We start from the raw sequence: 25049 nt of genomic DNA, 5'->3' as shown, positions 1-25049 counted from the left end.
AACATTGAAATTGTCTCATCCAGTTCAAAAAAACGTCTCTCTTAGCGGGAATAGCTATAAACAAATCAGCGCAAAACATATGAAAAACCGCCGCCAGCAAGCGCTGACGGCGGCGATGAGACAACTCCAACACGGATTTATTGAGCGTCGGACAAACCCTGCTTGCCCATCGTCACGCTGTACTTCTGACGCAGCGTGTCGAGATAGCTGGACAACTGAGCATTGGCGTTCATCTCGCCCAAAATGGCGCTCAGTTGGCCGCGTTCGGCCTCGCTGGCCGCCGGTGCAGGAATCACCTTATCGATGCGATAGAGCGCGTATTCTCCGTTATCACGCTTGGCGCCGGCGAAGGCCGGCAGCTTGCCCGCCTGAGCGGCGAACACGGCGCGCGCGTCGCCAATCGGCAACCCGGCCGGATCGCGGCGCAGCAGGGTCTTGGATTCGCCCCAGGCCTTGCCGTCGCCCTTGCCCGCCTTCAGCTCAGCCAACAGGGCCTGGCCCTTCTTCTCGGCCAGCTTGGCGCCTTCCTTGGCCACCAGTTCGGCCTTGATTACATCGCGCACTTCGTCCATCGACTGCTGACGCTCCGGCTGATGCTCGGCCACGCGCACCACCAACAGGCGGTTGTTGCCGATATCCACTGGCTCGCTATTGTGTTTCTTCTTCAGCACGTCCTCGCTGAACGCCGCTTCAAGCACCTTGGGGCTGTTGAGCAGAGGGTCCGCCGCCGGCTTGCCGCGGCTCAGCCAATCCGAATGCTGCGGCTGCAGCTTCAGTTGCTCCTGCAGAGCCTTCAATGAGTCGCCCTGCTGATAAGCCAGCTCGGTCAGCTTGTCGGCCTGGCTGCGGAACAGGCTGCCCGCCTGCTGACGCTGCAGCTTCTCGGCGATAGCCGCCTTCACTTCGGCGAAGTCCTGCGCCTTGACCTCGTCCAGCTTGATGATGTGATAACCGAACTCGGTCTCGATCACTTCGCTGATCTGGCCCGGCTTCATCCGGAACACCGCGTCGTCGAAAGGCTTCACCATCATGCCATGGCCGAAGAAGCCCAGATCGCCGCCATTGGCCGCGGAACCCGGGTCTTGCGACTTGGCCTTGGCCAACTCCGCGAAACGAGCCGGATTGGCGCGAACATCCTTCAACAACGCCTCGGCTTCCGCCTTGATCTTGGCCTTCTGCTCCGGCTTGGCGTCCTTGGCCACCGTCAGCAAGATGTGAGAAGCACGGCGCTGCTCATTGCTGAACTCGGCCTTGTGTTCTTCGTAGTACTTCTGCAGCTCGGCGTCGCTGGGCTTGACGCCTTGAGCCAACGCATCCTGGGACAGCAGCACATAATCGAGCTTGACCCGCTCCGGCACGCGGAAACGCTTCAAATTAGCGTCGTAGAAGGCCTTGAGCGATGCTTCGTCGGTTTTGACTTCAGCGGCGAAGTCCGCCGGCTTCAACAGCAAGGAACGCACTTCGCGGCCCTCGCCCAACAGACCGGCCAAGCGATTGACCACCGTGCCCGCGACGAACTCGGTTCCGGCGATGCCGGTCAGCTGGCTTTGCAGCACGAGGTCGCGTTTGACCTGGGTTTCGAATGCCTCAGGCGACGGGTAGCGGTTTTGCAGGAACTCGCGATAACGTTCCGGGCTGAACTTGCCGTTGTCCTGGAAGGCGGGAATGGAGGCAATGACTTTGCGCAACTGCTCGGGGCTGACGGTGACGCCGCGGTCGTGTGCGTCGGACAGCAGCAGCTCTTGGCGAATCAGGTTTTCCAGCGCGGCCTGACGGCTGGCCGGATCGGTGGGCTGGCCTTCCAAGGCTCGATCCAGATCGCGCTTGTAAATCTTGGAGGAACCTACCTTGGCGAGATAAGGGTCGTCGGAAGCTGCTTCATAGCTGCCCACGCCGAAGCCCACGAAGGTCAGCGCAACAGCTCCCAATACAACCTGAATGAAGACTTTATTGTTCTGGACAAACTCGAACATGGCGATTGGCTTGAGCCACCCTTGTCAAAAAAAAAGGTGAACGCTGAATTTCGTTCACCTTTTTGTGAGTTCTGGCGGAGCGGACGGGACTCGAACCCGCGACCCCCGGCGTGACAGGCCGGTATTCTAACCAACTGAACTACCGCTCCGGACTGTGGTGGGCGTTGACGGAGTCGAACCGCCGACATTCTGCTTGTAAGGCAGACGCTCTACCAACTGAGCTAAACGCCCCTCGAAACACCTTGCCAGCCGCTAGGGGCTGCCAAGGCCGCTAATTATAGCGCGTCTTTCAGTGCCTTGCCAGCACGGAACTTCGGCGAACGAGCTGCCGGGATCTTGATGGTGGCGCCGGTCTTCGGGTTGCGGCCGCTGCGTTCAGCGCGTTCGCCAACGTAGAAGGTGCCGAAGCCCACCAGGGTCACGGTGTCGCCCTTTTTCAGAGCGTCGGTTACAGCGGCCACCATGCCGTCCAGCGCCTTGGCGGCGGCGGCTTTGGAGATATCGGCCTCAGCGGCAATAGCGTCAATCAGTTCAGACTTGTTCACGTAAGTCCCCTTTCGTCGTTCTCGGTCTACGTAATTCGGATAAAAACCGCTTGCTTTATAGCAAGGGCGAAATCCTTGTGTCAAGCGGCTTTGACGGGCATTTTGCCATTTCGCAAACACGCTGGAAAGCCGCTTGCACACAAGTTATTCAACGTTCGGCTAAGGCCATGATTCTTAATGCTTCATCACGGACACGCCTTGCGCCGCTTCCTGCGTCGCTCGCAACTCCTCCGCCGGCTTGTCCTCCTCCGGCAAAGGCTCCGGCTGCCGCTCCAACGCCAAGGTCAAGACCTCGTCTATCCACTTAACGGCATGGATTTCGATTTTATGCTTGATATTGGCGGGAATTTCAACCAAATCTTTTTCATTGCCTTTGGGGATCAACACATGCTTGATCCCGCCGCGGTGAGCGGCCAGCAGCTTCTCCTTCAGGCCGCCGATGGGCAACACCTCGCCTCGCAGCGTGATCTCGCCGGTCATCGCCACGTCGGCGCGCACCGGAATGCCTGTCAGGATGGACACCAGGGCCGTGGTCATCGCAATGCCGGCGCTTGGCCCGTCTTTGGGCGTCGCGCCTTCCGGCACGTGGATGTGCATATCGCTCTTCTCGTAGAAGTCCGGCTTGATGCCCAGCGAACGCGCGCGGCTGCGCACCACGCTCATCGCCGCCGTGATGGACTCCTGCATCACCTCGCCCAGTTGGCCGGTGCGGATGATGTTGCCCTTGCCCGGCAGCGACACCGCCTCGATGGTCAACAGTTCGCCGCCCACCTCGGTCCAGGCCAACCCGGTAACCTGGCCGATGCGATTCTCGTCCTCGGCAATGCCGTAGTCGAAGCGACGCACGCCCAGGTATTTGTCCAGATTGCGGCCGCTGACCGTCACCTTGGCCGCCTTGCCCGCCTTCAGCGAGGCGCTGGTCACCACCTTGCGGCAGATCTTGGCGATCTCGCGGTCCAGACTGCGCACGCCGGCCTCACGGGTGTAATAGCGCACGATGTCGCGCAGCGCGGACTCCTGCACCGCCAGTTCGCCCTCCTGCACGCCGTTGGCCTTCATTTGCTTGGGCAGCAGGTATTTGGTGGCGATATTGACCTTCTCGTCCTCGGTGTAGCCGGCCAGGCGGATGATCTCCATCCGGTCCAGCAGCGCCGGCGGAATGTTCAGCGAGTTGGCAGTGGCCACGAACATCACGTCGGACAAGTCGAATTCGACTTCGGCGTAGTGATCGATGAAGGAATGGTTCTGCTCCGGGTCCAGCACCTCCAACAGCGCCGACGACGGATCGCCGCGGAAATCCGCGCCCATTTTGTCCACTTCGTCCAGCAGGAACAACGGGTTTTTCACCGCCACCTTGCTCATGTTCTGCAGCACCTTGCCCGGCATGGAGCCGATATAGGTGCGGCGATGGCCGCGGATCTCGGACTCGTCGCGCACCCCGCCCAGCGCCATGCGCACGAACTTGCGGTTGGTGGCGCGCGCCAGGGACTGACCCAGCGAGGTCTTGCCCACGCCCGGCGGCCCCACCAGGCACAGGATGGGCGCCTTGAGCTTGTCGACGCGCTGTTGCACCGCCAGATACTCCAGGATGCGTTCCTTGACCTTTTCCAGACCGAAGTGATCCTCGTCCAGCACTTCCTCGGCCTTGGCCACGTCCTTGCTGATCTTGGTTTTCTTCTTCCACGGCAGTTCGAGCAGGGTGTCGATGTAATTGCGCACCACGGTGGCTTCGGCCGACATCGGCGACATCATGCGCAGCTTTTTGAGCTCGGACATCGCCTTCTCGCGGCCTTCCTTGCTCATGCCTGCGGCTTTGATCTTGTTTTCCAGCTCGTCGAGGTCGCTGACCTCGTCCATTTCGCCGAGCTCTTTCTGAATCGCCTTCACTTGCTCGTTCAGGTAGTACTCGCGCTGGCTCTTTTCCATCTGCCGCTTGACGCGGCCGCGGATGCGCTTTTCCACCTGGAGGATGTCGATCTCGCCTTCCAGCTGAGACATCAGGTGTTCGAGGCGCTGCTGCACATCGAACATCTCCAGCACTTCCTGCTTCTGCTCCAGCTTCAGCGGCAGGTGAGCGATGATGGTGTCGGCCATGCGGCCGGCGCGGTCAATGCCGGCCAGCGAGTTCAAGACCTCCGGCGGAATTTTCTTGTTCAGTTTGACATACTGCTCAAACTGGGCAAGCAGCGCGCGGCGCATTGCCTCGGTCTCGGTCGATTCCTCGGCCTCCGGGCTCAGCGGCTTGAAGGCGCCGACAAAGCACTCGTTTTCCTCGCCTACGGATTCGATCATCGCGCGCTGACGGCCTTCGACCAGCACCTTGACGGTGCCGTCCGGCAGCTTGAGCATCTGCAACACCGAAGCGATGGTGCCAACTGGGTACAGATCGTCGGCGGACGGTTCGTCCTTGGAGGCGGAACGCTGCGCCACCAAGAGGATTTGCTTGCCCTCGTCCATCGCCAGCTCCAGCGCTCGAATGGACTTGGCGCGGCCGACGAACAGCGGGATGACCATATGGGGGAAGACCACCACATCGCGCAATGGCAGCAATGGCAGCGTGGATTCTTCTTTGAGTTCTGCGGGTTGCGGCATATCACCTAACCTTGCTTGTGAAACAATGCTTGGGAGATGGGGGGCGGACAGTAAAATTCAACACCCCCATACTAAATCAGATTTCCGGCTCTACAAATAAAAAACCGCCCGGTTTGGGCGGTCTCCGGATTCGCGGCGAACAATCAGGCCGATTGCGCCTTGTCGTCCTTGTCGCGATAGATGAACAACGGCTTGTCGCCCTTGTCGATAACCTTTTCATCCACCACCACTTTTTCCACATCGGCCATGGACGGTAGCTCGTACATGGTGTCGAGCAGCGCCCGTTCCAAAATGGAGCGCAAGCCGCGCGCGCCGGTCTTGCGGATCAGCGCCTGCTTGGCGATCACGCGCAAGGCGGACGGACGAACCTCCAGCTCCACCGACTCCATCGAGAACAGCTTCTGATACTGCTTGATCAGCGCGTTCTTCGGCTGGGTCAGGATGGTGACCAGCGCTTCCTCGTCCAGCTCCTCCAGCGTTGCCGCCACCGGCAGCCGGCCGATCAGCTCAGGAATAAGACCGAAACGGATCAGATCCTGTGGCTCCACCTCCTGGAACAACACGGACAAGCTCTTGCCATCATCCTTGGAGCTGATGTCGGCGCCGAAACCAATGCCGCCCTTCTCCGAGCGCTGGCGAATAATCTTCTCCAGGCCGTCGAAAGCGCCGCCGCAAATGAACAGGATGTTGGTGGTGTCCACCTGAATGAATTCCTGATTCGGATGCTTGCGGCCGCCCTGCGGCGGAATCGAGGCAACGGTGCCCTCAATCAGCTTCAGCAGCGCCTGCTGCACGCCCTCGCCCGATACGTCGCGGGTGATGGACGGGTTTTCCGACTTGCGCGAGATCTTGTCGATCTCGTCGATGTAGACAATGCCGCGCTGGGCCTTGTCCACGTCGTAATCGCATTTTTGCAGCAGCTTCTGGATGATGTGCTCGACATCCTCGCCCACGTAACCCGCTTCTGTCAGCGTGGTGGCGTCGGCGATGACGAAGGGCACGTCCAGCAGACGGGCCAGCGACTGGGCGAGCAAGGTCTTGCCGGAGCCGGTCGGGCCGATCAGCAAGATATTGCTCTTGGCCAGCTCGACATCGTTCTTGCTTGCCGGGCTGCTCAGGCGCTTGTAGTGGTTGTACACCGCCACCGACAGGGTTTTCTTGGCGAAATCCTGACCAATGATGTACTGGTCGAGATCCGCGCGGATTTCCTGAGGCGTGGGCAGCGGACTGTCTTCGGGGGCGGACGCGGCATCGCCGACGCCCTTCTCCAGCTCCTCGCGAATGATGTCGTTGCACAACTCGACGCATTCGTTGCAGATGAAGACCTGCGGCCCGGCGATCAGGCGCTGGACTTCATGCTGGCTCTTGCCGCAGAAAGAGCAGTAGAGAAGCTTTTCATTGCTGTTCTTGTCAGCCATTGGCGGATTCCATCACTCCTTAAGCTTTCACGTCCTTGTGGGACGTCAGCACTTTGTCGATCAAGCCGTAGGCCTGTGCCTCGTCGGCGGACATGAAGTTGTCGCGCTCGGTGTCGGCCATCACCCGCTCCAGCGGTTGACCGCTGTGCTTGGCCAACAGCTCGTTCATCTTGGCCTTGACCTTGACCAGTTCGCGAGCGTGGATCTCGATATCGGTGACCTGGCCGGACAGACCGCCGCCGTACAGCAGCGGCTGGTGAATCATCACCCGGCTGTTGGCCAGCGCGAAGCGCTTGCCCGGCGCGCCGGCGGCGAGCAGGAAGGCGCCCATGCTGGCGGCCTGGCCGATACACAAGGTGGAAACATCCGGCTTGATGAAGTTCATCGTGTCGTAAATGGACATGCCCGCGGTAATCGACCCACCCGGCGAGTTGATGTAGAAGTGAATATCCTTGTCCGGATTTTCCGATTCAAGGAACAACATCTGCGCCACAACCAGGTTGGCCGACTCATCCGTGACGGGGCCCACCAGGAAAACGATGCGCTCCTTCAGCAGACGCGAGTAGATATCATACGCGCGCTCGCCGCGGCCGCTTTGTTCCACCACCATGGGCACCAGGCCCAGACCTTGAGGTTCCATCATCGATTTCATCGGCCACTCCAGCTGTTATCAGGCGTTGTTGCCCATCAGGGCGTCGAAGGACAGTTCTTTCTCTACAACATTGGCCTTGGACAGCACAAATTCAACCACATTGTCTTCCAGCACCATGGAAGTCGGGCCTTCCAGGCGGTCCGGGCTGGCGTAGTACCAGGTCAGCACTTCAGCCGGATCTTCGTAGCTGTCGGCAAACTCGGTGATCATGGCCTTGACCTGCTCCGGCTTGGCTTCCAGCTTGTTGGATTCCACGACTTCGGACAGGATCAGGCCCAGAGCCACGCGGCGCTCGGCTTGTTGAGCGAACAGCTCCGGCGGGAACGGCATGTCCTTGACGTTCATGCCGCGTTGCTGCATGTCGCGACGGGCTTGCTCGACCAGACGGCCGATTTCCAGGCTGACCAGGGCTTTCGGCAGTTCGATCTCGGTGGAGTCCAACAGCACCTGCATCACGTTTTCCTTGGTGCGGGCCTGCAGGCGGCGCTTCACTTCGCGCTCCACGTTCTTGCGGATTTCAGCGCGCATTTTCTCTACGTCGCCGTCGGCGATGCCCAGCTGCTTGGCGAACTCTTCGTTCACTTCCGGCAGCACGGCTTCGGCCACATTCTTCAGCAGGATTTCGAACACGGCGGTTTTGCCGGCCACGTCCTTGCCGTGGTAGTCCTCGGGGAAGCTCACTTCCACGCTCTTGATGTCGCCTTCCTTCATGCCGGCAACGCCCGCTTCAAACTCGGCCAGCATCTGGCCCTGACCCAGCACGAACGGGAAGTTCTCGGAGGAACCGCCTTCGAAGGCCACGCCGTCGATGGCGCCCTTGAAGTCGATGATCACGCGGTCGCCGGTGGCGGCTTCGCGCTCAACGCGGTTGTAGCGAGTGCGCTGTTTGCGCAGGATATCGATGGTTTTCTCGATTTCGGCGTCAGTCACCGGAGTCAGCGGCTTTTCCACTTCCTTGCCGGCCAGTTCACCCAGCTTCACCTCCGGGTAAACCTCGAAAGTGGCTGCGAACTTGAAGTTTTCCTTGTCGTCGCCAGCGGCTACCGGCTCGAAACGCGGGTAACCTGCGACACGCAGCTTCTGCTCGCTCACGGCGGAGTAGAAACCCTGTTGAACCTGCTCACCCATCACTTCTTCACGCACCTGGGCGCCGTAGTTCATTTCCACGATCTTCAACGGAGCCTTGCCCGGGCGGAAACCTTGAATCTTGGCGTTGCGGGCCACGCGCTTCAGGCGCTCGGCCACTTGCGTGTCGATAGCCGCCATCGGCAGGGCGATATTCATGCGGCGCTCAAGATTGCTCAATGTTTCCAGCTGTACTTGCATGTTAAATCCTTAAGTGTGTGACAGGTTTAGTCATCTGGGACGGTACGACGCCACGGATCGGCAGACTCGAAGGACATTGCCTCACCTTAGACTGGCGCTGCGTGGAGTTACACCACGCACCCAACGCGAAAGCGGACAGTATAGCACGCGGCCGGCGCTGGCAAGTAGCCGCCACGCGGCCGCGGCGGGCCAGGCGGGCCCAGCCCCGCCACGAATTCCGGCATGAGGACGACCCGAGAAACGGCAAGCTTTTGAATCAACGCGTGAATGCGCAAATGATTTTGACCTGGACCAAGCCCGGCCAATAGGACGGCCTGGACGGGCGATAAAGGATTTCAATCAGCAATGTTGAATATTCCAATCACGCCGGCCCTTAACCTTGCCTCGCCGCTCTTGTATATTGTCAGCCGAAACGGTCGCCGCCGCGCAGGCGCGGCCGACGCCGGCGGGCGTCAGGAGCTTGGATTCCGCCGGCTTGGCTCCATACTTCAGAACTGAACGGCGCGTTCTCGGCTCCAAGCACTCCGCCCCGGACCGTCGCCATCGGCTCTCTTACCGCTTCTCACACAGGAAAACATCATGACCACGACTCGCCACAGCCCCCTGCTGATTCTTGGCTCCGGCCCCGCCGGCTACACCGCCGCTGTTTACGCGGCGCGCGCCAACCTGAAGCCGGTGCTGATCACCGGCCTGGCGCAAGGCGGCCAGCTGATGACCACCACCGATGTGGACAACTGGCCCGCGGACGCCGCCGGCGTGATGGGCCCGGAACTGATGCAGCGCTTTCAGCAACACGCCGAGCGCTTCGGCACCGAAATCCTGTTCGACCACATCCACACCACGCATCTGCACGAAAAACCGATCCGTTTGGTGGGCGATGCCGGCGAGTACACTTGCGACGCGCTGATCATCTCCACCGGCGCTTCGGCCAAATACCTGGGCCTGGCGTCAGAAGAAGCCTTCAAGGGCAAGGGCGTGTCCGCCTGCGCCACCTGCGACGGCTTCTTCTACCGCAATCAGGACGTGGCGGTGATCGGCGGCGGCAACACCGCCGTGGAAGAGGCGCTGTACCTGGCCAATATCGCCAAGCACGTCACCCTGATCCACCGCCGCGACACCTTCCGCGCAGAGAAAATCCTGATCGACAAACTGATGGACCGCGTCAAGGAAGGCAAGATCAGCCTGAAGCTGAACGCCACTCTGGACGAAGTGCTGGGCGACGACTCCGGCGTCACCGGCCTGCGCCTGAAATCGATGCAGGACGGCGCCACTGAAGAAATCAAGGTGATGGGCCTGTTTGTCGCCATCGGCCACCAACCCAACACTGAAATCTTCAAAGGCCAGCTGGAAATGGACGCTACCGGCTACTTGATCACCAAGAGCGGCCGCGAAGGCAACGCCACCGCCACCAGCGTGGCGGGCGTATTCGCCGCCGGCGACGTGCAGGACCATATCTACCGCCAGGCGGTGACCAGCGCGGCCTCCGGCTGCCAGGCCGCCCTGGACGCGGAACGCTATCTGGACAGCCTGAGGTAAACGCTTGAAAGCCTTCAAGAAAGCCTTGCAAGGCATGCGCCAGCAGGTGCGCGACTCCCGCGCGCCTGCTGGCGTTTCCGTTTCCGCCGCGCCGCAGGCCGAGCCGGAGCCGGATTTCCGCCAGCTGTTTCGCGACGTCAAGCCCATGAAGCCGGATGGCCGTCACGCCAGCCCCCGCCCCAAGCCCAGCCCGCATCCGCGCCGCCGCCATCAGCACGGCCAAGCGTCGGAAGCAGTGCAGCAGGCCTTGTTACAGCACATGGTGGGCTGGTTCGAACCCGCCGAGGTCGACGCCCATTTCGCCCGACCCGGCATGCCTTCGGCCACGCTGAAGAAGCTGCGCGCCGGTTTCTGGCCGGTGACGCGTCAGCTCGACTTGCACGGCTGCGACCGCTATCAGGCACAGGACGCGCTGGCATTGTTCCTGCACCAGGCGCGCCGACACGGCCCCTGTGTGCGGGTGATACACGGCAAGGGCTTCGGCTCCAACGGCCAGCCAGTTCTCAAACGCATGGTGCGCGCCTGGCTCAAGCACCACCCCGACGTGCTGGCCTTCTGCGAGGCCGGCGAAACCATGGGCGGCGCCGGCGCGCTTCTGGTGCTGCTGCGGCGCGAACACGCGCCGTGAAAATTTCGTTACCCATTCCCATTGTCTAACCGGGCGGGAATCCGCTAATCTCAAAACAAGGCGGACGCACCACCCAGTTCCACCACAGGAGTTACTGCATGTCCGGCACTGCTTGCCCCGACTTCACCCTGCCCGGCACCGCCGGCGTCACGTTTCAGTTGTCCTCCAGCCCCAAGCCGCTGGTGATCTACTTCTACCCCAAAGACAACACTCCCGGCTGCACCAATGAAAGCATGGACTTCCGCGACCTCCATGCCGAATTCGCCGCCGCCGGGGCCGCCATCGTCGGCATTTCCCGCGACAGTCTGAAATCCCATGAAAATTTCAAGGCCAAGCTGGAGCTGCCGTTTGAACTGCTGTCCGACACAGAGGAGACCGTCTGCAATTTGTTTGGCGTCATCAAGATGAAGAATATGTATGGCAAACAAGTCAGAGGCATTGAACGCAGCACCTTCGTGATTGACGGGAACGGCCACATCGCGCGCGAATGGCGCGGCGTCAAAGTGCCCGGCCACGCCGCGGCGGTGCTGGACTTCGTTAAGACGCTCTAAAACCGCGTCGGGGCGGCCGGCCACCGGACCGCCCCGCGATAAAACCAGGGGATCATTATGGCCAGCCGCAAAAAAATCAGCGCCAGCAAGCTGTTTGTTCTCGACACCAACGTGCTGCTGCACGACCCCACCTGCTTGTATCGTTTCGAAGAACACGATGTGTTCATCCCCATCATCACGCTGGAAGAATTGGACACCCACAAGAAGGGCATGTCCGAAGTGGCGCGCAATGCGCGCCAAGCCAGCCGTTTCCTCGATGAGATCGTTAGCGGCGCCGAAGCCAAAATCGAATCCGGCATTCCGCTGAAGAACGCCAGCCGCGACGCCGCCACCGGCAAGCTGATCCTGCAGACTCAGGCGATACACAGCGTGCTGCCGCCGTCGCTGCCGGTGGGCAAGGCCGACAATCAGATCCTCGGCATCGTGATGGCGCTGAAGGAACTGCAGCAGGGCCGCTCGGTGATCCTGGTATCCAAAGACATCAATATGCGCATCAAGGCCCGCGCGCTGGGCCTGGACGCGGAAGACTATTTCAACGACAAGGTACTGGAAGACACAGACCTGCTGTACACCGGCACCCGGGAGATTGACGAGAGCTTCTGGGAGCGCAACGGCAAGGACATGAAATCCTGGCAGGAACAAGGCCGCAGCTACTACCAGGTCAAAGGCCCGGACGGCCAGAATCTCTACGTCAACCAGATGCTGTGGCAGGAAGGCGCCCAGCCGCTGCAGGCGCGAGTGACTCAGGTGGAAGGCAAGACCGCGGTGCTGCAGACGCTGAAGGACTACAGCCACCACAAAAACAATGTCTGGGGCATCACCGCGCGCAATCGCGAGCAGAACTTCGCCCTCAATCTGCTGATGGATCCTGAGGTGGACTTCATCACGCTGCTGGGTCAGGCCGGCACCGGCAAGACGCTGCTGACGCTGGCCGCCGGCCTGGCGATGACGCTGGAACAGAAGCTGTACTCCGAAATCATCATGACCCGGGTCACCGTGCCGGTGGGCGAGGACATCGGCTTCCTGCCAGGCACCGAAGAGGAAAAAATGGCGCCGTGGATGGGCGCGCTGGAGGACAATCTGGACGTGCTCAACAAGAGCGATGACGACGGCGGCGACTGGGGCCGCGCCGCGACGCGCGATCTGATTCGCTCCCGCATCAAGGTCAAATCGCTGAACTTCATGCGCGGCCGCACCTTCCTCAACAAATACCTGATCATAGACGAGGCTCAGAACCTGACGCCCAAGCAAATGAAGACGCTGATCACCCGCGCCGGCCCCGGCACCAAGGTGGTCTGCCTGGGCAATATCTCTCAGATCGACACCCCCTACCTGACCGAGGGCAGCTCCGGCCTGACTTATGTGGTGGACCGCTTCAAGGGCTGGGGCCATTCCGGCCATATCACACTGCAACGCGGCGAGCGCTCGCGGCTGGCCGACCACGCAGCAGAAGTACTGTGATGCACCCCCGCCTGGAGCTGCTCCATCAAGCCCCGGCCACAACGGCGGCGCGCCATGCGCCGCCGTTGTTGTTCATTCACGGCGCCTTCTGCGGCGCCTGGTGCTGGCGGGAAAACTTCATGCCCTGGTTCGCCCGGCAAGGTTACGATTGCTGGGCGCTAAGCCTGGAAGGCCACGGCGGCAGCGAGGGCCGGGACTACCTGGCCGCCATCGGCATCGACGACTATGTGCGCAATCTGGACTTCGCGCTCAAACAGTTGCCGGCCGCGCCGGTGATGGTGGGCCACTCCATGGGCGGCTATGTGGTGCAGCAATATCTGAGCCGCCACAAGCTTCCGGGCGCGGCCTTGCTGGCCTCGGTGCCGCCCACCGGCTTGGCCTCTTCCAGCCTGAGGCTGCTGACGCAGGCGCCCGCCCTGTTTCTCAAGCTCAATATGTACCAGCACGGCCTGTACGACCCGGAGTTCATCGAACTGAAAGACATGCTGCTATCGCCGGACGCGCCCGAATCGGCCGTGGAGCTGCTGATCAGCCGTTGCCAACAGGAAAGTCAGCGCGCATTAATGGACATGACCCTGGTCAACCCGCTGACCAACCGGCCGCTGACGAGGCTGCCGGCGCTGGTGCTGGGCGCGGCGGAAGACCGGCTGGTGGGGCCTGAGGACGTAGTGGCCACCGCGCGCCGCCTGGACGTGGCGGCGGACATCCTGCCCCATCTTGGTCACATGATGATGCTGGACACCCGCTGGGAGAGCGTGGCCGAATGGCTGGCGAACTGGCTGGAACGCCAATTCCCCGAGGATTGGGATCAGGCGCTCAGCGCTTGAACGCCCACAATCCGTAATAAAAAAAGCGGCCAAGGCCGCTTTTTCAGTTCCCGCGCCGGATCAGGCGCGGGTATCGATGTTCTGCCCCAGATGGGCGGGATTGCTGGCCTGGGCCTGCGCCATATTATCGGACGCGCCCTGCACCAGGCTCAAAGCCGACTGCGCCGACGCCGACATGGCTTTTTTCAATGCGTAGATCTGGAGGCTGTTGGATACGCCTTGCCCGCTGATCTGACTCAATCCATCCATACTTTGCCTCCCTTTGAAACACGCACAATGCGCATGGCTATAGTCTAGACGCATTGCCTCAGGCTGTCATCGCAGAATTTAGTCTTTTGTATCCAATACACTACAGCGCCGAGCACGCCTCGCCATTTCCGCGCATAACCATCGCTACCCTCATTCTCCCCCATCCATGCGCTTGCACAGCCTATACCTGATCGATTTCCCGCTCATCCATCCAAGCGTTTCACTGGCGTTCCGCGATGACTCGCCGCTCATGCAAGTGAATGAAGAACAGCCGGTAGCCATGCTGCCTCAGCGCGTCCGGCGTGATCACCGTCTCATCTGCCCGCGACTATCTCCATGAGAAATGCGCCGCCCTTGACCCGCGACATGCCAAAGCAGTAATATCGGACAAATGTTTGCAAAACGGACAAATGTTTGATGACAGAGCGGGAACAACAAATCCTCGCCCTGCTGCGCCGCGATCCGCTGATTCCGCAGCAGGAGCTGGCGGATCAGCTGGGCATCAGCCGCTCGGCGGTGGCTGGGCATATCATGAACCTGGCGCAGAAGGGTCACATCCGCGGCAAGGGTTACATCCTGGCCGAGCAGCGCTATGTCGCCGCCGTCGGCGGCGCCAATATGGATATTGTCGGTAGCGCCGCCGCCGCGCTGCGCCACGGCGACTCCAATCCCGGCCAGGTACGCTGTTCGCCCGGCGGCGTGGCTCGCAACGTAGCGGAAAATCTGGCGCGCTTGGCCGCCGACTGCCGGCTGGTTTCGGTGGTGGGCGACGATATCCACGGCCGTTCGCTGTTAGAAGCCACCCAGCGCGCTGGCGTCGACGTCCGCGGCTGTCTGACGCTGCCGGACGCGGCCACTTCCACCTATCTGTCCATCCAGCAGGCCGACGGCGACATGGCGCTGGCCATCAACGATATGGACATCCTCAACCGGCTGACACCGGAACGCCTGCAAGCGCAACGCGATCTGGTGCGCCATGCGGGCGCGGTGGTGGCGGACACCAATCTGAGCGCAGACGCGCTCGCCTGGCTGATAGCCGAAAGCGGCGAGAAGCCGCTATTTGTCGACCCGGTATCCGCGTTCAAGGCGGAACGCATTCGACCCTGGCTGTCCCGCATACATACGCTCAAACCCAATCGCCTGGAAGCCGCCGCCCTGTCCGGCCTGCCGCTGGAGCGGGCGGAACACGCACCGGATGCGGCGCGCTGGTTCCATGGCCAAGGCGTGCGCCGCGTGGTGCTGAGCATGGCCGGCGCCGGCATCTATTACAGCGGCGAAGCCGGCGACGGCTGGCTGAACGCGCCGGACTGCGCCATCGTCAACACCACCGGCTCCGGCGACGCGCTGATGGCCGGCCTGGTCTGGGGCTGGCTCAATGAATTGTCGCTGGCGGACAGCGTGCGCTTTGCCCGCGGCTGCGCCGCGCTGACACTGTCCTGCGCCGCCACCAACAACCCTTCTCTGTCGCGCGCGGCAGTGGATGCCTATCTGAACGCCTGATCTCGTCATCAACAAGGAGCACGCAATGCACAACGCCCATCTCGATATCCACCCCGAAGTAGCCGCGGCACTGGCCGCCAACCGCCCGGTAGTGGCTCTGGAATCCACCATCATTTCCCACGGCATGCCCTATCCGCAGAACGTGGAAACCGCGCTGCAAGTGGAAGCGGAAATCCGCGCCCACGGCGCGGTGCCGGCCACTATCGCCATCATCGACGGCCGCTTGAAAGCGGGCCTGAGCGCGGATGAGATCGAATACCTGGGCAAGGGCGGCCGCGACATCGCCAAGGTCAGCCGCCGCGACCTGCCCTTCATCGTCGCCGGCAAGCGCAGCGGCGCCACCACGGTAGCCTCCACCATGATCATCGCCGCGATGGCCGGTATCCGCGTGTTCGCAACCGGCGGCATCGGCGGCGTGCATCGCGGCGCCGAACGCAGCTTCGACGTTTCCGCCGACCTGCAGGAACTGGCGCAAACCCCGGTAGCCGTGGTCTGCGCCGGCGCCAAGTCCATCCTGGACCTGGGACTGACGCTGGAATACCTGGAAACCCACGGCGTGCCGGTCATCGGCCACCGCTGCGACCACCTCCCGGCCTTCTTCACCCGCGACAGCGCCTTCAAACTGGATCACCGTCTGGACGAAGCCGCCGACATCGCCGCCGCAATGCAGGCCAAGTGGAGCCTGGAGCTGCGCGGCGGCATGGTGGTGGCCAACCCGATTCCGGAGCAGTACGCGATGCCGCGCGACAAGATAGACGCCGCCATCGAGCAGGCCTTGCGCGAAGCCGAGGAGCAAGGGGTAGCCGGCAAGGAGTCCACCCCCTTCCTGCTGGCCCGCGTCTGCGAGCTGACCGGCGGCAACAGCCTGGCCGCCAACATCCAGTTGGTGCTGAACAACGCCCGCCTGGCCTCCGCTATCGCCGCGCGCTACTGCGAGATGAACGCAGGCTAAGCACCTGCCAAGAGCGGCTAACAAACCCCTGATGCTGCGTTGCGCCGACTTGCCGTACTCAAGTACCGCCTGCGTCGGCGCGCCTTGCCTCAGCCGTGAAACTGATTTTTGTTAGCCGCTCTAAATGGCCAGCTTGACGGCAACGCGGATTGGGGCTGTAATCCCCTGCCCCAATCCTTGCCGCCGCCATGAACGCCATCCTCCCCAATGCGACTATCGACGTCTGGCGCGCCCGCCTGATCGACCTGCTGCAACAACAGCCGGGCGACGACGACGGCGCCCACGACCTGAACCATTTTCACCGTGTCTGGGCCTGCGCCCGACAGTTGCTGGACGCCCACCCCGCCGCTGACGCGCTGACCGTGCTGGCCGCCTGCTATCTGCACGATCTGGTCAACTTGCCGAAGAACCACCCGGAGCGCCACCTGGCCTCGCGCCAGGCCGCCGCGCGCGCCCGCGCGCTGCTGGCCGCCAGCGATTTTCCGGCGGACCGGCTGGACGGCGTCGCCCACGCCATCGAGGCGCACAGTTTCAGCGCCGCCATACCGCCGCAAAGCCTGGAGGCCCGCATCGTGCAGGACGCCGACCGCATGGACGCGCTGGGTGCCGTCGGCTTGGCGCGGCTGTTCTATACCGCCGGGCGCATGGACTCCGCGCTGGCCCACCCTCTGGACCCGCTGGGCGAGGCCCGCGAACTGGACGACCGCCGCTGGGCGCTGGATCACATCGAGGTCAAACTCGCCAAATTGCCGGCCATGATGCAAACAGAAGCCGGCAGAAAAATGGCGGAACTGCGGCTGCAATGGTTGCGCGACTTCCGCCGGCAATTTTGCCAGGAATGGTTAACCGGCTAGCCCAGACGGCGCCGAACTCGGTAAGCCATTGATAGTCAAATCAAAACAATTCTAGCTTTGAAACTATCAACTCAATGACAAAACCATGGGCATGGCGCAAAATAAACGCACCCCACCCCCGAGTTCAAGCATGATTCTGAAGCTGCAAAGCAATACCCAAGGCCGAGACTGGGCGGTTGGCGACATTCACGGATGCTTCCGCCAATTGTCGCGCTTGCTGAAAATGGCCGCTTTCAATCCCGAATGCGATCGCCTGCTGTCGGTTGGCGACATGATAGATCGCGGCGCCGACAGCGCAGCAGTGCTGGAGTGGCTGGCGCAACCCTGGTTCTATGCGGTGCGCGGCAATCACGAGCAACTGGCGATTGACTCGCTGCTGGGGGACAAGCAAGCCGAAGTCCGCCATGTGAACAACGGAGGCTCCTGGTTGCTGACGCTGCCGGCCCCTCAGCGGCAAGCCTGCCTGACTGCTTTTCAGCGCCTGCCATACGCCATTGAAGTTACCGATGCGGACGGCGGCAAGATCGGCGTGCTGCACGCCGACTGCCCGGACAACGACTGGGAAGCGCTGACTTCCGGCCTGGAGAACGGCACCCTGCCGGAGACCAGCCGCAACGTCACGCTATGGTCTCGAGAACGCGCGCGCCACGGCCGCGGCGGCGTCGTGCGCGGGGTGGACCTGCTGCTGGTGGGCCATACCCCGCAAACCAGCGCCACCCGCTTTGACAATGTGCTGAACCTGGATACCGGCGCCGTCTACGGCGGCAAACTGACTCTGTTCTGCCTGAACGACTTCGTCGAACTGTCTCTGCCCAGTGAAGACGACGCTCTGCTAGGTTTCCACCTGCACGAATAGCGCGACGGTGGCGCGCCGCGGCCGGGATGGCTAGAATGCGGCGCTCTGTCTTTTATCCCAGGAGTTCAAGATGGCCAGCAAGAAAGCCGCGACCAAGCCCCAGGCGCAGCAACGCCAGCAACAGGACAAGCGCTGGAACGCCGCGGAACAGGCCTGTCGCGAAATCATGAGCTTGCTGGAGGCTTTGGAGCCCAGCTTGGCCGCACAGCAAACCTCGGCCCAATACGCGCAGATGGCGGCCGTATACTACAAGAAAATCCGGAATGGCCGGGTGATGTCGCCCGGCGACTTCAATCTGGCCGCCGATGTCGCCGCCAGCGCCCGCCGCGCCTTGCAGGCCTTGGCCCCAAAGCTGGACTTTTCTCCCCTGCCGCAAGCGGCCGACTGCCAGCGCATGCTGACGCTGGCCGACGGCGTCTTGGCGGCGATGAGCGAATTGAAGGCTGCCGGCCGCCGCCAGCCCTGAGCCTGTTCAAGACACCACCACCGGCACGCGGCAGACTCTGAACAGATTCTCAGGCCTCGTCGGCCGCCGGCTGCTCGGTCTGCTGCAAGCGCCACATCTCAGCGTAGCGGCCGCCGCGCTCCAACAGTTCCCGGTGCGCGCCCTGCTCCAACACACGCCCGGCTTCCATCACCAGGATCTGGTCGGCGTCGACAATGGTGGACAACCGGTGGGCGATGATCAAAGTGGTGCGGTTGGCGGATATCTCCGCCAGCTCGCGCTGGATCGCCTTCTCGGTTCTGGAGTCCAGCGCACTGGTGGCCTCGTCGAAAATCAGAATGGGCGGGTTCTTCAGAATAGTGCGCGCAATCGCCACCCTTTGCTTTTCCCCGCCGGACAGCTTTAGCCCTCGCTCGCCCACCATCGTGTCGTAACCATCCGGCAGACCGCTGACAAAGTCGTGGATATGCGCGGATTTGGCCGCCGCTATCACCTCCTCGCGGCTGGCTCCCGGCCGGCCGTAAGCGATGTTGTAATACACTGTGTCGTTGAACAGCACGGTATCCTGCGGCACGATGCCGATATGGGCGCGCAGGCTGTCCTGAGTCAGTTCGCGAATGTCGCGGCCGTTGACCAGAATCCGCCCCTGTCCAACGTCATAATAGCGGAACAGCAAGCGCGACAGCGTGGATTTGCCGGCGCCGCTGGCGCCGACCACAGCCAGCGTCTTGCCGGCCGGAATCTCGAAACTGACTTCGCTTAGAATCCGGCGCTTGCTTTCATAAGCGAACCCCACCTGCTCGAAGCGCACCCCGGCCGCCCGAGCGGCCAAGACCTCAGCCCCTGGCGCGTCCGCCACCTCCTCGTTGGCGCTCAGCAGCGCGAACATGCGCTCGATGTCGGCCAGCGAATGCTTGATCTCGCGATAGACAAAACCCAGGAAGTTCAAGGGCGCGTACAACTGGGTAATGAAAGTGGCCACCAGCACCACGTCCCCCACCGTCATCCTCCCGGCCACAACCTCGCGTGCGGACAACACCATGATCAAAGTGACGCCGCTGGCGATGATCAGGCCCTGGCCGGCGTTGAGCATGGACAGAGATACCTGGTTCTTGATCGCGGAAGCCTCCCAGGCCGCCAGATTCTTGTCGTAGCGCTCCGCCTCATAGCCTTCGTTGTTGAAGTACTTCACCGTCTCGTAATTCAGCAGCGCGTCGATTGCCTTGGCGTTGGCCTTGGAATCCAGATCGTTCATGCTGCGGCGGTAAACGGTGCGCCACTCTGTCACCACCAGGGTGAACGCAATGTAGACGGCGATGGTGCCGAAAGTCACCAACGCGAACGGCCAGGCGTAACGGTGTAGAAGAATGGCGGTGACCATGCCGATTTCCAGCAGCGTGGGCAGGATGTTGAACACGGTGAAATTGAGCAGAAAGCCTATGCCCTTGGTGCCGCGTTCGATGTCGCGGCTCATGCCGCCGGTCTGGCGCTCCAGGTGAAACCGCAACGACAGCCGCAGCAGATGCTGAAACACGCCGCCAGCCACGCTGCGCACCGCGCCCTGTATCACCCTAGCGAACACCGCGTCTCGCAGTTCCCCCAGCACGCTGGACAACAAGCGGGCGCAGCCATAGCCGGTCAGCGCCAACACCGGCAACGCCAAGAGGGTGGCCGGCACCGAAAGTTGATCAACGATGTCTTTCAGATACAAGGGCACGCTGACCGCGGCCACCTTGGCCAGCACCATACAGGATAGCGCCAGCAGCACCCGCCACTTGAACACCCACAAATAGGGCAAAAGCGTTTTGAGGGTGGCGACATCGTTTCGGCGGCTAGGAGCCGGGCCGGAATGGGTAAAGCGCATATTCGGGATTGCCTGTTGGGTCAAGCTGTTCCAAAGTGAGAGTTGAGTTGTTGTGCAAACATCATCAACGCTCGCCAGGGGGCGCGGACATGTGGATATTATTGCTGGAAGCGGCGATTGCCGGCGGATTGGCCACCTTCATCGTCTGGTGGACCTGGCCAAGGGAAAAATAACGCCGCCGGCTTTGTGAAGCCCCGGCGCCGGTTCAAAGTCTAGCGAGATGGAGCGAGGCAAAGCGTTGAGGCTGACGGAAACGGCATGGTCAAGCGACGCATGAGCATGCCAGCTCCGGCTTCAACGCCGCGTCGCCAACGCGCAGCGGACATGGAACGGGCCATCAATGCAGCACGCGCGGCGCCACCAGATTCATCTCGGGGATTTCGGCCTCGAAACGCTTGCCGTCGTCGGCCAGGAACTGATAGCTGCCCTTCATTGAGCCGTAGGGCGTTTTCAGATGAGTGGCGCTGGAATAGTCGAAAGACTGCCCCGGCTCGATGCGCGGCTGCTCGCCCACCACGCCCATGCCTCGCACTTCCTGCACCTGCTCGTTGGCGTCGGCGATGATCCAGTGGCGGCTGACCAGTTGCGCCGGTTCGCTGCCGGTGTTGGTGATGCGGATGCGATAGCCGAACACATAGATGTCGTTGGCCATATTGGACTGTTCTTCGATGTAATGCGGTTCGGCTTCCACTTCGACACGGTAGGTTTTTTCCGCCATGTTCAGCGCTCCTTTTGTTGTTTGTGCTTCATTTTATCCCGCCGGGACGCTTTTGGCGCGGTAGAATGTGGCCATCCCGTGTTCATCCTTGCCCAAAGCAACGCCCTATGCGCACTTTCCGTATCGCTCCCAGCATTCTTTCCGCCGATTTTTCCTGTCTTGGTCAAGAGGTTCGCGATGTCATCGCCGCCGGCGCAGACATCATCCATTTCGATGTGATGGACAACCACTACGTGCCCAACCTGACCATAGGGCCTATGGTGTGCGAAGCCATCCGCCCGCACAGCGCCGCGCCCATCGACGTCCATCTGATGGTGAAGCCGGTGGACAGCCTGGCCGCCGCCTTCGCCAAAGCCGGCGCGGACATCATCACCTTCCACCCGGAAGCCTCCGAGCACGTGGACCGCACGCTGGGCCTGATCAAGGACGCGGGCTGCAAAGCCGGCCTGGTGTTCAATCCGGCCACCTCGCTGTCCTATTTGGATCACGTGATGGATAAGATAGACATGGTGCTGATCATGTCGGTGAACCCGGGCTTCGGCGGGCAGAAATTCATCCCGCACGCGCTGGACAAGGTGCGCGAGGCGCGCCGCCGCATTGATGAATACACCGCCAAGCACGGCGGCGAAATCTGGCTGGAAGTGGACGGCGGCATCAAGGCCGACAATATCCGCGCGGTGGCCGAGGCCGGCGCCGACACCTTCGTCGCCGGTTCCGCCATCTACGGCCAGGACAACTATAAAACCGTGATCGACGCGATGCGCGCCGAGCTGGCCCAGCTTAGCTGAAGCCGGCCCCCTTCCCAGGAGCACAGAATATGCATGCCTTCATCGTGACCGGCGCCTCCCGCGGCCTAGGCTTGGCGTTGACCGAAGCCCTGCTTGCCGACGGCTACCGCGTCGCCGGCCTGGCGCGCGGCGCCGTGGACGCGCTGGCCCCGCTGGCGCGCCGCTATCCGGAACGCCTGATCGCCCTTGACGTCGATCTCTCCGACGCCGCCGCGGTGGCCCCGGCCATCGCCGCCGCGGTGGAACAACTGAAACCGGCCGATTGCGCCAGCCTCAACCTGATCAACAACGCCGGCGTGGCCACCCCCATTGCCCAAGCCGGCCATTACCCGGCCGAGGACGTGGTACGCGCCTTGGCGATCAACCTGGCGGCGCCGATGCTGGCCACCGACGCGCTGCTGCGCGCCAGCGCCAGCCTTAAAGCTCGCCGCCGCATCCTCAACATTTCCTCCGGCGCCGCCGCCAAGCCCTATCCGGGCTGGAGCGTGTATTGCACCACCAAGGCCGGGCTGGACCACTTCAGCCGCAGCGTGACCGCGGAGCAGGCCGGCCAGGACAATGCCGCGCAAATCGTCTCGCTCTACCCCGGCGTGGTGGACACCGACATGCAGGCCAGCATCCGCGACAGCGACGCCAAACAGTTTCCGCAAAAAGCGCGTTTCGACGCGCTGAAAGCGGACGGCGAACTGAGCACCCCGGCCGCCGCAGCGCGCCGCATCGTCGACCACCTGCTGTCGCCGGCCTTTGGCCTGCAAGCCGTGGTGGACATCCGCAACCTGGGCTAAAACCTGCTCACGATCTGCCGCGCGCAAACGCGCGCGGCAAGCACCAAACAGCGGCCAAGGCCGCCGCACTGAAACGCATATGAACCTGAAACACATCAAAGCCGTCGCCTTCGATCTGGACGGCACCCTGGTAGATTCCATCCCCGATCTGGCCGCCGCCGCCAACGCCATGCGTGAGCACCTGGACCTGCCGCCGCTGCCGGCCCTGCGCATTCAAGAACATGTCGGCGACGGCATCGCCAGCCTGGTCCACCGCGCGCTGACCAATGAACGCGACGGCCAGGCCGATGCCGCGCTGTGGGAGCGCGGCTATGTTTTCTTCATCCAGTACTACCGCGAACACCTGAGCGACCGCACCACCGTCTACCCCGGCGTTAGCGAGGGCCTGGGCCTGCTGCGCGCGCTGCAACTGCCGCTGGCGGTGGTGACCAACAAATCCGAGCGGCTGGCGCTGCCGTTGCTGGAGCAGCTTGGCCTGCGCGACCACTTCAGTCTGGTCATCGGCGGCGACACCCTGGCGGAAAAGAAACCGTCGGCGCTGCCGCTGCAACATGTATGCCAGGTACTGGGCATCTCACCGGAGCAGATGGCGATGGTGGGCGACTCCGCCAACGATGTGCTGGCCGCTCGCAACGGCGGCTGCGCCGCCATCGCCGTCAGCTACGGCTACGCCGACGCGGCGAGCCTGGGCGCCGATTTGATAGTGGCTAATATTGCCGAACTATACGATTTGATGAAGAATAGCTGATCAGCTGATAATTTCTTTTATGGATGACGTCTTCATGAAAAAGCAAGGATACCGGCGTGGATGCCGATGGCGTCGCTCAATGCCTGTTTAACAAGCCGCATTCGACCTCACCACGACCACAAAAACGCAGGACCCGCCATGACCCATGAAGAATTCAACCGCCTGGCCGCCGCCGGCTACAACCGCATCCCGGTCAGTCTGGAATTGTTCGCCGACCTCGACACCCCGATGTCGGTCTATCTGAAGCTGGCCAACCAACCCTATTCCTATCTGTTGGAATCCGTCGTCGGCGGCGAACGCTTCGGCCGCTATTCCTTCATCGGCCTGCCGTCCACCACCCGGCTGCGGGTCAGCGGCCAGCAGGTACAGGTGGAATACGGCGACAAGGTCATCGAGCGCCACAACGGCGACCCGCTAGCCTTCATTGAAGCCTTCCAACAACGCTTCCACACCCCGCCTCAACCCGGCCTGCCGCGCTTCACCGGCGGCCTGGTGGGCTATTTCGGCTACGACACCATCCGCCATATCGAAAAACGCCTGGCGGAGACCAGCAAGCCCGATACCATAGGCACGCCGGACATGCTGCTGATGGTGTCAGAGGAGTTGGCGGTGGTGGACAACCTGTCCGGCAAGCTTTATCTGATCGTCTACGCCGACCCGGAAGTGCCCAACGCTCTGCTCAAAGCCGAAGCGCGGCTGGCGCAACTGCGCGCACGCCTGCGCGCGCCGCTGGAGGCGCCCTTGTCCTTGCCCGGCCAAAGCACGCAATCGGCGTCCGAATACGGCGAACAGGCCTTCAAGGACGCGGTGTCCGCCTGCAAGCGCTACATTCAGGACGGCGACATCATGCAGGTGGTTTTGTCGCAGCGCATGCAGATGCCGTTCGCGGAGTCCCCGCTCAGCCTCTACCGCGCGCTGCGCAGCCTGAACCCATCGCCCTATATGTTTCTTTATCATTTCGACGACTTCCATGTGGTGGGCGCCTCGCCGGAAATCCTGGTCCGCCGCGAGCAAGACACCGTCACCGTGCGTCCTATAGCCGGCACTCGCCCGCGCGGTCAGACCCGCGAGCAGGACGAGGCGCTGGCCGCGGAGCTGCTGGCCGACCCCAAGGAAATCGCCGAGCATGTGATGCTGATGGACCTGGGCCGCAACGACGTGGGCCGCGTCGCCGCCACCGGCAGCGTGCGCGTCACCGACAATATGGCTATCGAACGCTATTCCCACGTGATGCACATCGTGTCCAGCGTGGAAGGCAAGGTTGGTCCGGAAGTGTCGAACATCGATGTGCTCAAGGCCACTTTTCCGGCGGGAACCCTGTCCGGCGCGCCCAAGGTGCGGGCGATGGAAATCATCGATCAGTTCGAACCCAGCAAGCGCGGCATCTACGGCGGCGCGGTTGGCTATCTCGGCTTCAACGGCGACATGGACCTGTGCATCGCCATCCGCACCGCGGTGTTGAAGAACCGCATGCTCTACGTGCAAGCCGGCGCCGGCATCGTCGCCGATTCCTCGCCGGAAATGGAGTGGCAGGAAACCCAGAACAAGGCGCGCGCGGTGCTGCGCGCCGCGGCGTTGGCCCAGCAGGGGCTGGACGCCTGAGCCAAACGGCCCGCCAACGCGGGCCGTTTTAGCTGGCGCTAAGCAATGAAGCCATGCTCCACCACCCACGTCCAGCCGACTTCAGGAGCGAAACTCTGGGCCAGCCCACCACCTTACGCCCTGCCCAGCTCGCGGACCTCGCCTTCCTCCTAGCTCTGCGCCGCGCCAGTATGGGCCCG

At 62.2% G+C, this 25049-nt stretch carries 23 protein-coding genes and 2 tRNA genes; 14 read left to right on the top strand and 11 right to left on the bottom strand.

The genetic code is table 11. The features are described from left to right. Positions 1-137 precede the first annotated feature (137 nt). The 8 genes from BR71_RS21190 to tig form a co-directional block, all read right to left on the bottom strand. On the bottom strand, positions 138-1973 hold the full coding sequence (locus BR71_RS21190; protein WP_043641825.1) for a SurA N-terminal domain-containing protein: 1836 nt from the start codon (positions 1971-1973) through the stop codon (positions 138-140). Between the two features lie 72 nt (positions 1974-2045). Then, positions 2046-2122: transfer RNA gene (locus BR71_RS21185), tRNA-Asp, on the bottom strand. A 6-nt stretch (positions 2123-2128) separates the two neighbouring features. Beyond that, positions 2129-2204 (bottom strand) — tRNA-Val (locus BR71_RS21180). Positions 2205-2248: 44 nt separating this feature from the next. Then, positions 2249-2638: an HU family DNA-binding protein gene (locus BR71_RS21175; protein ID WP_474456863.1), complete on the bottom strand. Its 390-nt coding sequence runs from the start codon at positions 2636-2638 to the stop codon at positions 2249-2251. Positions 2639-2692: 54 nt separating this feature from the next. After that, a complete protein-coding gene (lon, locus tag BR71_RS21170) occupies positions 2693-5110 on the bottom strand; it encodes an endopeptidase La (RefSeq protein ID WP_043641823.1) in 2418 nt (805 codons plus the stop codon). A 143-nt stretch (positions 5111-5253) separates the two neighbouring features. Then, complete coding sequence (gene clpX / locus BR71_RS21165) at positions 5254-6528, bottom strand: ATP-dependent Clp protease ATP-binding subunit ClpX (protein ID WP_019101404.1); 1275 nt, start codon at positions 6526-6528, stop codon at positions 5254-5256. A gap of 19 nt (positions 6529-6547) precedes the next feature. Beyond that, on the bottom strand, positions 6548-7180 hold the full coding sequence (clpP, locus tag BR71_RS21160) for an ATP-dependent Clp endopeptidase proteolytic subunit ClpP (protein ID WP_019101403.1): 633 nt from the start codon (positions 7178-7180) through the stop codon (positions 6548-6550). A gap of 18 nt (positions 7181-7198) precedes the next feature. Then, a complete protein-coding gene (gene tig, locus BR71_RS21155) occupies positions 7199-8506 on the bottom strand; it encodes a trigger factor (protein ID WP_019101402.1) in 1308 nt (435 codons plus the stop codon). Positions 8507-9085: 579 nt separating this feature from the next. Here tig and trxB point away from each other — a divergent pair. The 5 genes from trxB (at position 9086) to BR71_RS21130 (ending at position 13509) form a co-directional block, all read left to right on the top strand. After that, positions 9086-10042, top strand: coding sequence for a thioredoxin-disulfide reductase (trxB, locus tag BR71_RS21150; protein WP_043641820.1), 957 nt, complete (start codon positions 9086-9088; stop codon positions 10040-10042). 4 nt (positions 10043-10046) lie between these two features. Beyond that, positions 10047-10670 carry a Smr/MutS family protein gene (locus tag BR71_RS21145; protein WP_043641818.1) on the top strand — a complete coding sequence of 208 codons (624 nt, stop codon included), beginning with the start codon at positions 10047-10049 and terminating at the stop codon, positions 10668-10670. A 98-nt stretch (positions 10671-10768) separates the two neighbouring features. Beyond that, positions 10769-11221, top strand: coding sequence for a peroxiredoxin (locus BR71_RS21140; RefSeq protein WP_043641816.1), 453 nt, complete (start codon positions 10769-10771; stop codon positions 11219-11221). Positions 11222-11278: 57 nt separating this feature from the next. Beyond that, positions 11279-12682, top strand: a complete 1404-nt coding sequence (locus tag BR71_RS21135) for a PhoH family protein (RefSeq protein ID WP_043593601.1) — start codon at positions 11279-11281, stop codon at positions 12680-12682. After that, positions 12682-13509, top strand: coding sequence for an alpha/beta hydrolase (locus BR71_RS21130; protein WP_232060563.1), 828 nt, complete (start codon positions 12682-12684; stop codon positions 13507-13509). Before BR71_RS21135 ends, BR71_RS21130 begins: the two co-directional genes overlap by 1 nt. A gap of 60 nt (positions 13510-13569) precedes the next feature. On the opposite strand, the gene BR71_RS21125 is transcribed toward BR71_RS21130, so the two are convergent. After that, a complete protein-coding gene (locus BR71_RS21125; RefSeq protein WP_043641810.1) occupies positions 13570-13758 on the bottom strand; it encodes a putative motility protein in 189 nt (62 codons plus the stop codon). Positions 13759-14175: 417 nt separating this feature from the next. On the opposite strand from BR71_RS21125, the gene BR71_RS21120 reads away from it, so the two are divergent. The 5 genes from BR71_RS21120 (at position 14176) to BR71_RS21100 (ending at position 18386) form a co-directional block, all read left to right on the top strand. Beyond that, entirely contained in the window at positions 14176-15258 is a 1083-nt protein-coding gene (locus BR71_RS21120; protein ID WP_043641809.1) for a PfkB family carbohydrate kinase, read from the top strand. 25 nt (positions 15259-15283) lie between these two features. Beyond that, entirely contained in the window at positions 15284-16210 is a 927-nt protein-coding gene (locus tag BR71_RS21115; RefSeq protein ID WP_019101394.1) for a pseudouridine-5'-phosphate glycosidase, read from the top strand. A 188-nt stretch (positions 16211-16398) separates the two neighbouring features. Beyond that, positions 16399-17064 (top strand): HD domain-containing protein, encoded by a 666-nt coding sequence (locus tag BR71_RS21110; protein WP_043641807.1) that lies wholly within the window; start codon positions 16399-16401, stop codon positions 17062-17064. Between the two features lie 130 nt (positions 17065-17194). Beyond that, positions 17195-17920: a metallophosphoesterase gene (locus tag BR71_RS21105; RefSeq protein WP_052370963.1), complete on the top strand. Its 726-nt coding sequence runs from the start codon at positions 17195-17197 to the stop codon at positions 17918-17920. A gap of 70 nt (positions 17921-17990) precedes the next feature. Then, complete coding sequence (locus tag BR71_RS21100) at positions 17991-18386, top strand: hypothetical protein (RefSeq protein WP_052370961.1); 396 nt, start codon at positions 17991-17993, stop codon at positions 18384-18386. Positions 18387-18435: 49 nt separating this feature from the next. On the opposite strand, the gene BR71_RS21095 is transcribed toward BR71_RS21100, so the two are convergent. After that, positions 18436-20229, bottom strand: a complete 1794-nt coding sequence (locus BR71_RS21095; protein ID WP_043641805.1) for an ABCB family ABC transporter ATP-binding protein/permease — start codon at positions 20227-20229, stop codon at positions 18436-18438. Positions 20230-20566: 337 nt separating this feature from the next. After that, complete coding sequence (gene apaG, locus BR71_RS21090) at positions 20567-20947, bottom strand: Co2+/Mg2+ efflux protein ApaG (protein WP_019101389.1); 381 nt, start codon at positions 20945-20947, stop codon at positions 20567-20569. Between the two features lie 107 nt (positions 20948-21054). Between apaG and rpe the strand changes: the two genes are divergently transcribed. The 4 genes from rpe (at position 21055) to trpE (ending at position 24870) form a co-directional block, all read left to right on the top strand. Beyond that, entirely contained in the window at positions 21055-21735 is a 681-nt protein-coding gene (rpe, locus tag BR71_RS21085) for a ribulose-phosphate 3-epimerase (protein WP_043641803.1), read from the top strand. A 29-nt stretch (positions 21736-21764) separates the two neighbouring features. Next, positions 21765-22520, top strand: coding sequence for an SDR family oxidoreductase (locus BR71_RS21080; protein WP_043641801.1), 756 nt, complete (start codon positions 21765-21767; stop codon positions 22518-22520). Positions 22521-22599: 79 nt separating this feature from the next. Further along, positions 22600-23268, top strand: coding sequence for a phosphoglycolate phosphatase (locus BR71_RS21075; protein ID WP_043641800.1), 669 nt, complete (start codon positions 22600-22602; stop codon positions 23266-23268). Positions 23269-23406: 138 nt separating this feature from the next. Then, the gene (trpE, locus tag BR71_RS21070) at positions 23407-24870 is read left to right on the top strand and encodes an anthranilate synthase component I (RefSeq protein WP_043641798.1); all 1464 of its coding nucleotides are present in this window, start codon (positions 23407-23409) and stop codon (positions 24868-24870) included. Positions 24871-25049: the final 179 nt, after the last annotated feature.

The organism is Chromobacterium haemolyticum DSM 19808 (assembly GCF_000711885.1).
Taxonomy (GTDB): Bacteria; Pseudomonadota; Gammaproteobacteria; order Burkholderiales; family Chromobacteriaceae; genus Chromobacterium; species Chromobacterium haemolyticum.
The sequence above is the reverse complement of the archived record's forward strand: the minus strand, read 5'-3'. Positions and strand labels throughout refer to the sequence as shown.

What these genes read in the sequence shown, in the direction of transcription:
- BR71_RS21190 (WP_043641825.1), bottom strand. Translation starts at nt 1,973, where the DNA reads ATGTTCGAGTTTGTCCAGAACAATAAAGTCTTCATTCAGGTTGTATTG.
- lon (WP_043641823.1), bottom strand. Translation starts at nt 5,110, where the DNA reads ATGCCGCAACCCGCAGAACTCAAAGAAGAATCCACGCTGCCATTGCTG.
- clpX (WP_019101404.1), bottom strand. Translation starts at nt 6,528, where the DNA reads ATGGCTGACAAGAACAGCAATGAAAAGCTTCTCTACTGCTCTTTCTGC.
- clpP (WP_019101403.1), bottom strand. Translation starts at nt 7,180, where the DNA reads ATGAAATCGATGATGGAACCTCAAGGTCTGGGCCTGGTGCCCATGGTG.
- tig (WP_019101402.1), bottom strand. Translation starts at nt 8,506, where the DNA reads ATGCAAGTACAGCTGGAAACATTGAGCAATCTTGAGCGCCGCATGAAT.
- trxB (WP_043641820.1), top strand. Translation starts at nt 9,086, where the DNA reads ATGACCACGACTCGCCACAGCCCCCTGCTGATTCTTGGCTCCGGCCCC.
- BR71_RS21140 (WP_043641816.1), top strand. Translation starts at nt 10,769, where the DNA reads ATGTCCGGCACTGCTTGCCCCGACTTCACCCTGCCCGGCACCGCCGGC.
- BR71_RS21135 (WP_043593601.1), top strand. Translation starts at nt 11,279, where the DNA reads ATGGCCAGCCGCAAAAAAATCAGCGCCAGCAAGCTGTTTGTTCTCGAC.
- BR71_RS21130 (WP_232060563.1), top strand. Translation starts at nt 12,682, where the DNA reads ATGCACCCCCGCCTGGAGCTGCTCCATCAAGCCCCGGCCACAACGGCG.
- BR71_RS21125 (WP_043641810.1), bottom strand. Translation starts at nt 13,758, where the DNA reads ATGGATGGATTGAGTCAGATCAGCGGGCAAGGCGTATCCAACAGCCTC.
- BR71_RS21120 (WP_043641809.1), top strand. Translation starts at nt 14,176, where the DNA reads ATGACAGAGCGGGAACAACAAATCCTCGCCCTGCTGCGCCGCGATCCG.
- BR71_RS21115 (WP_019101394.1), top strand. Translation starts at nt 15,284, where the DNA reads ATGCACAACGCCCATCTCGATATCCACCCCGAAGTAGCCGCGGCACTG.
- BR71_RS21110 (WP_043641807.1), top strand. Translation starts at nt 16,399, where the DNA reads ATGAACGCCATCCTCCCCAATGCGACTATCGACGTCTGGCGCGCCCGC.
- BR71_RS21105 (WP_052370963.1), top strand. Translation starts at nt 17,195, where the DNA reads ATGATTCTGAAGCTGCAAAGCAATACCCAAGGCCGAGACTGGGCGGTT.
- BR71_RS21100 (WP_052370961.1), top strand. Translation starts at nt 17,991, where the DNA reads ATGGCCAGCAAGAAAGCCGCGACCAAGCCCCAGGCGCAGCAACGCCAG.
- BR71_RS21095 (WP_043641805.1), bottom strand. Translation starts at nt 20,229, where the DNA reads ATGCGCTTTACCCATTCCGGCCCGGCTCCTAGCCGCCGAAACGATGTC.
- apaG (WP_019101389.1), bottom strand. Translation starts at nt 20,947, where the DNA reads ATGGCGGAAAAAACCTACCGTGTCGAAGTGGAAGCCGAACCGCATTAC.
- rpe (WP_043641803.1), top strand. Translation starts at nt 21,055, where the DNA reads ATGCGCACTTTCCGTATCGCTCCCAGCATTCTTTCCGCCGATTTTTCC.
- BR71_RS21080 (WP_043641801.1), top strand. Translation starts at nt 21,765, where the DNA reads ATGCATGCCTTCATCGTGACCGGCGCCTCCCGCGGCCTAGGCTTGGCG.
- BR71_RS21075 (WP_043641800.1), top strand. Translation starts at nt 22,600, where the DNA reads ATGAACCTGAAACACATCAAAGCCGTCGCCTTCGATCTGGACGGCACC.
- trpE (WP_043641798.1), top strand. Translation starts at nt 23,407, where the DNA reads ATGACCCATGAAGAATTCAACCGCCTGGCCGCCGCCGGCTACAACCGC.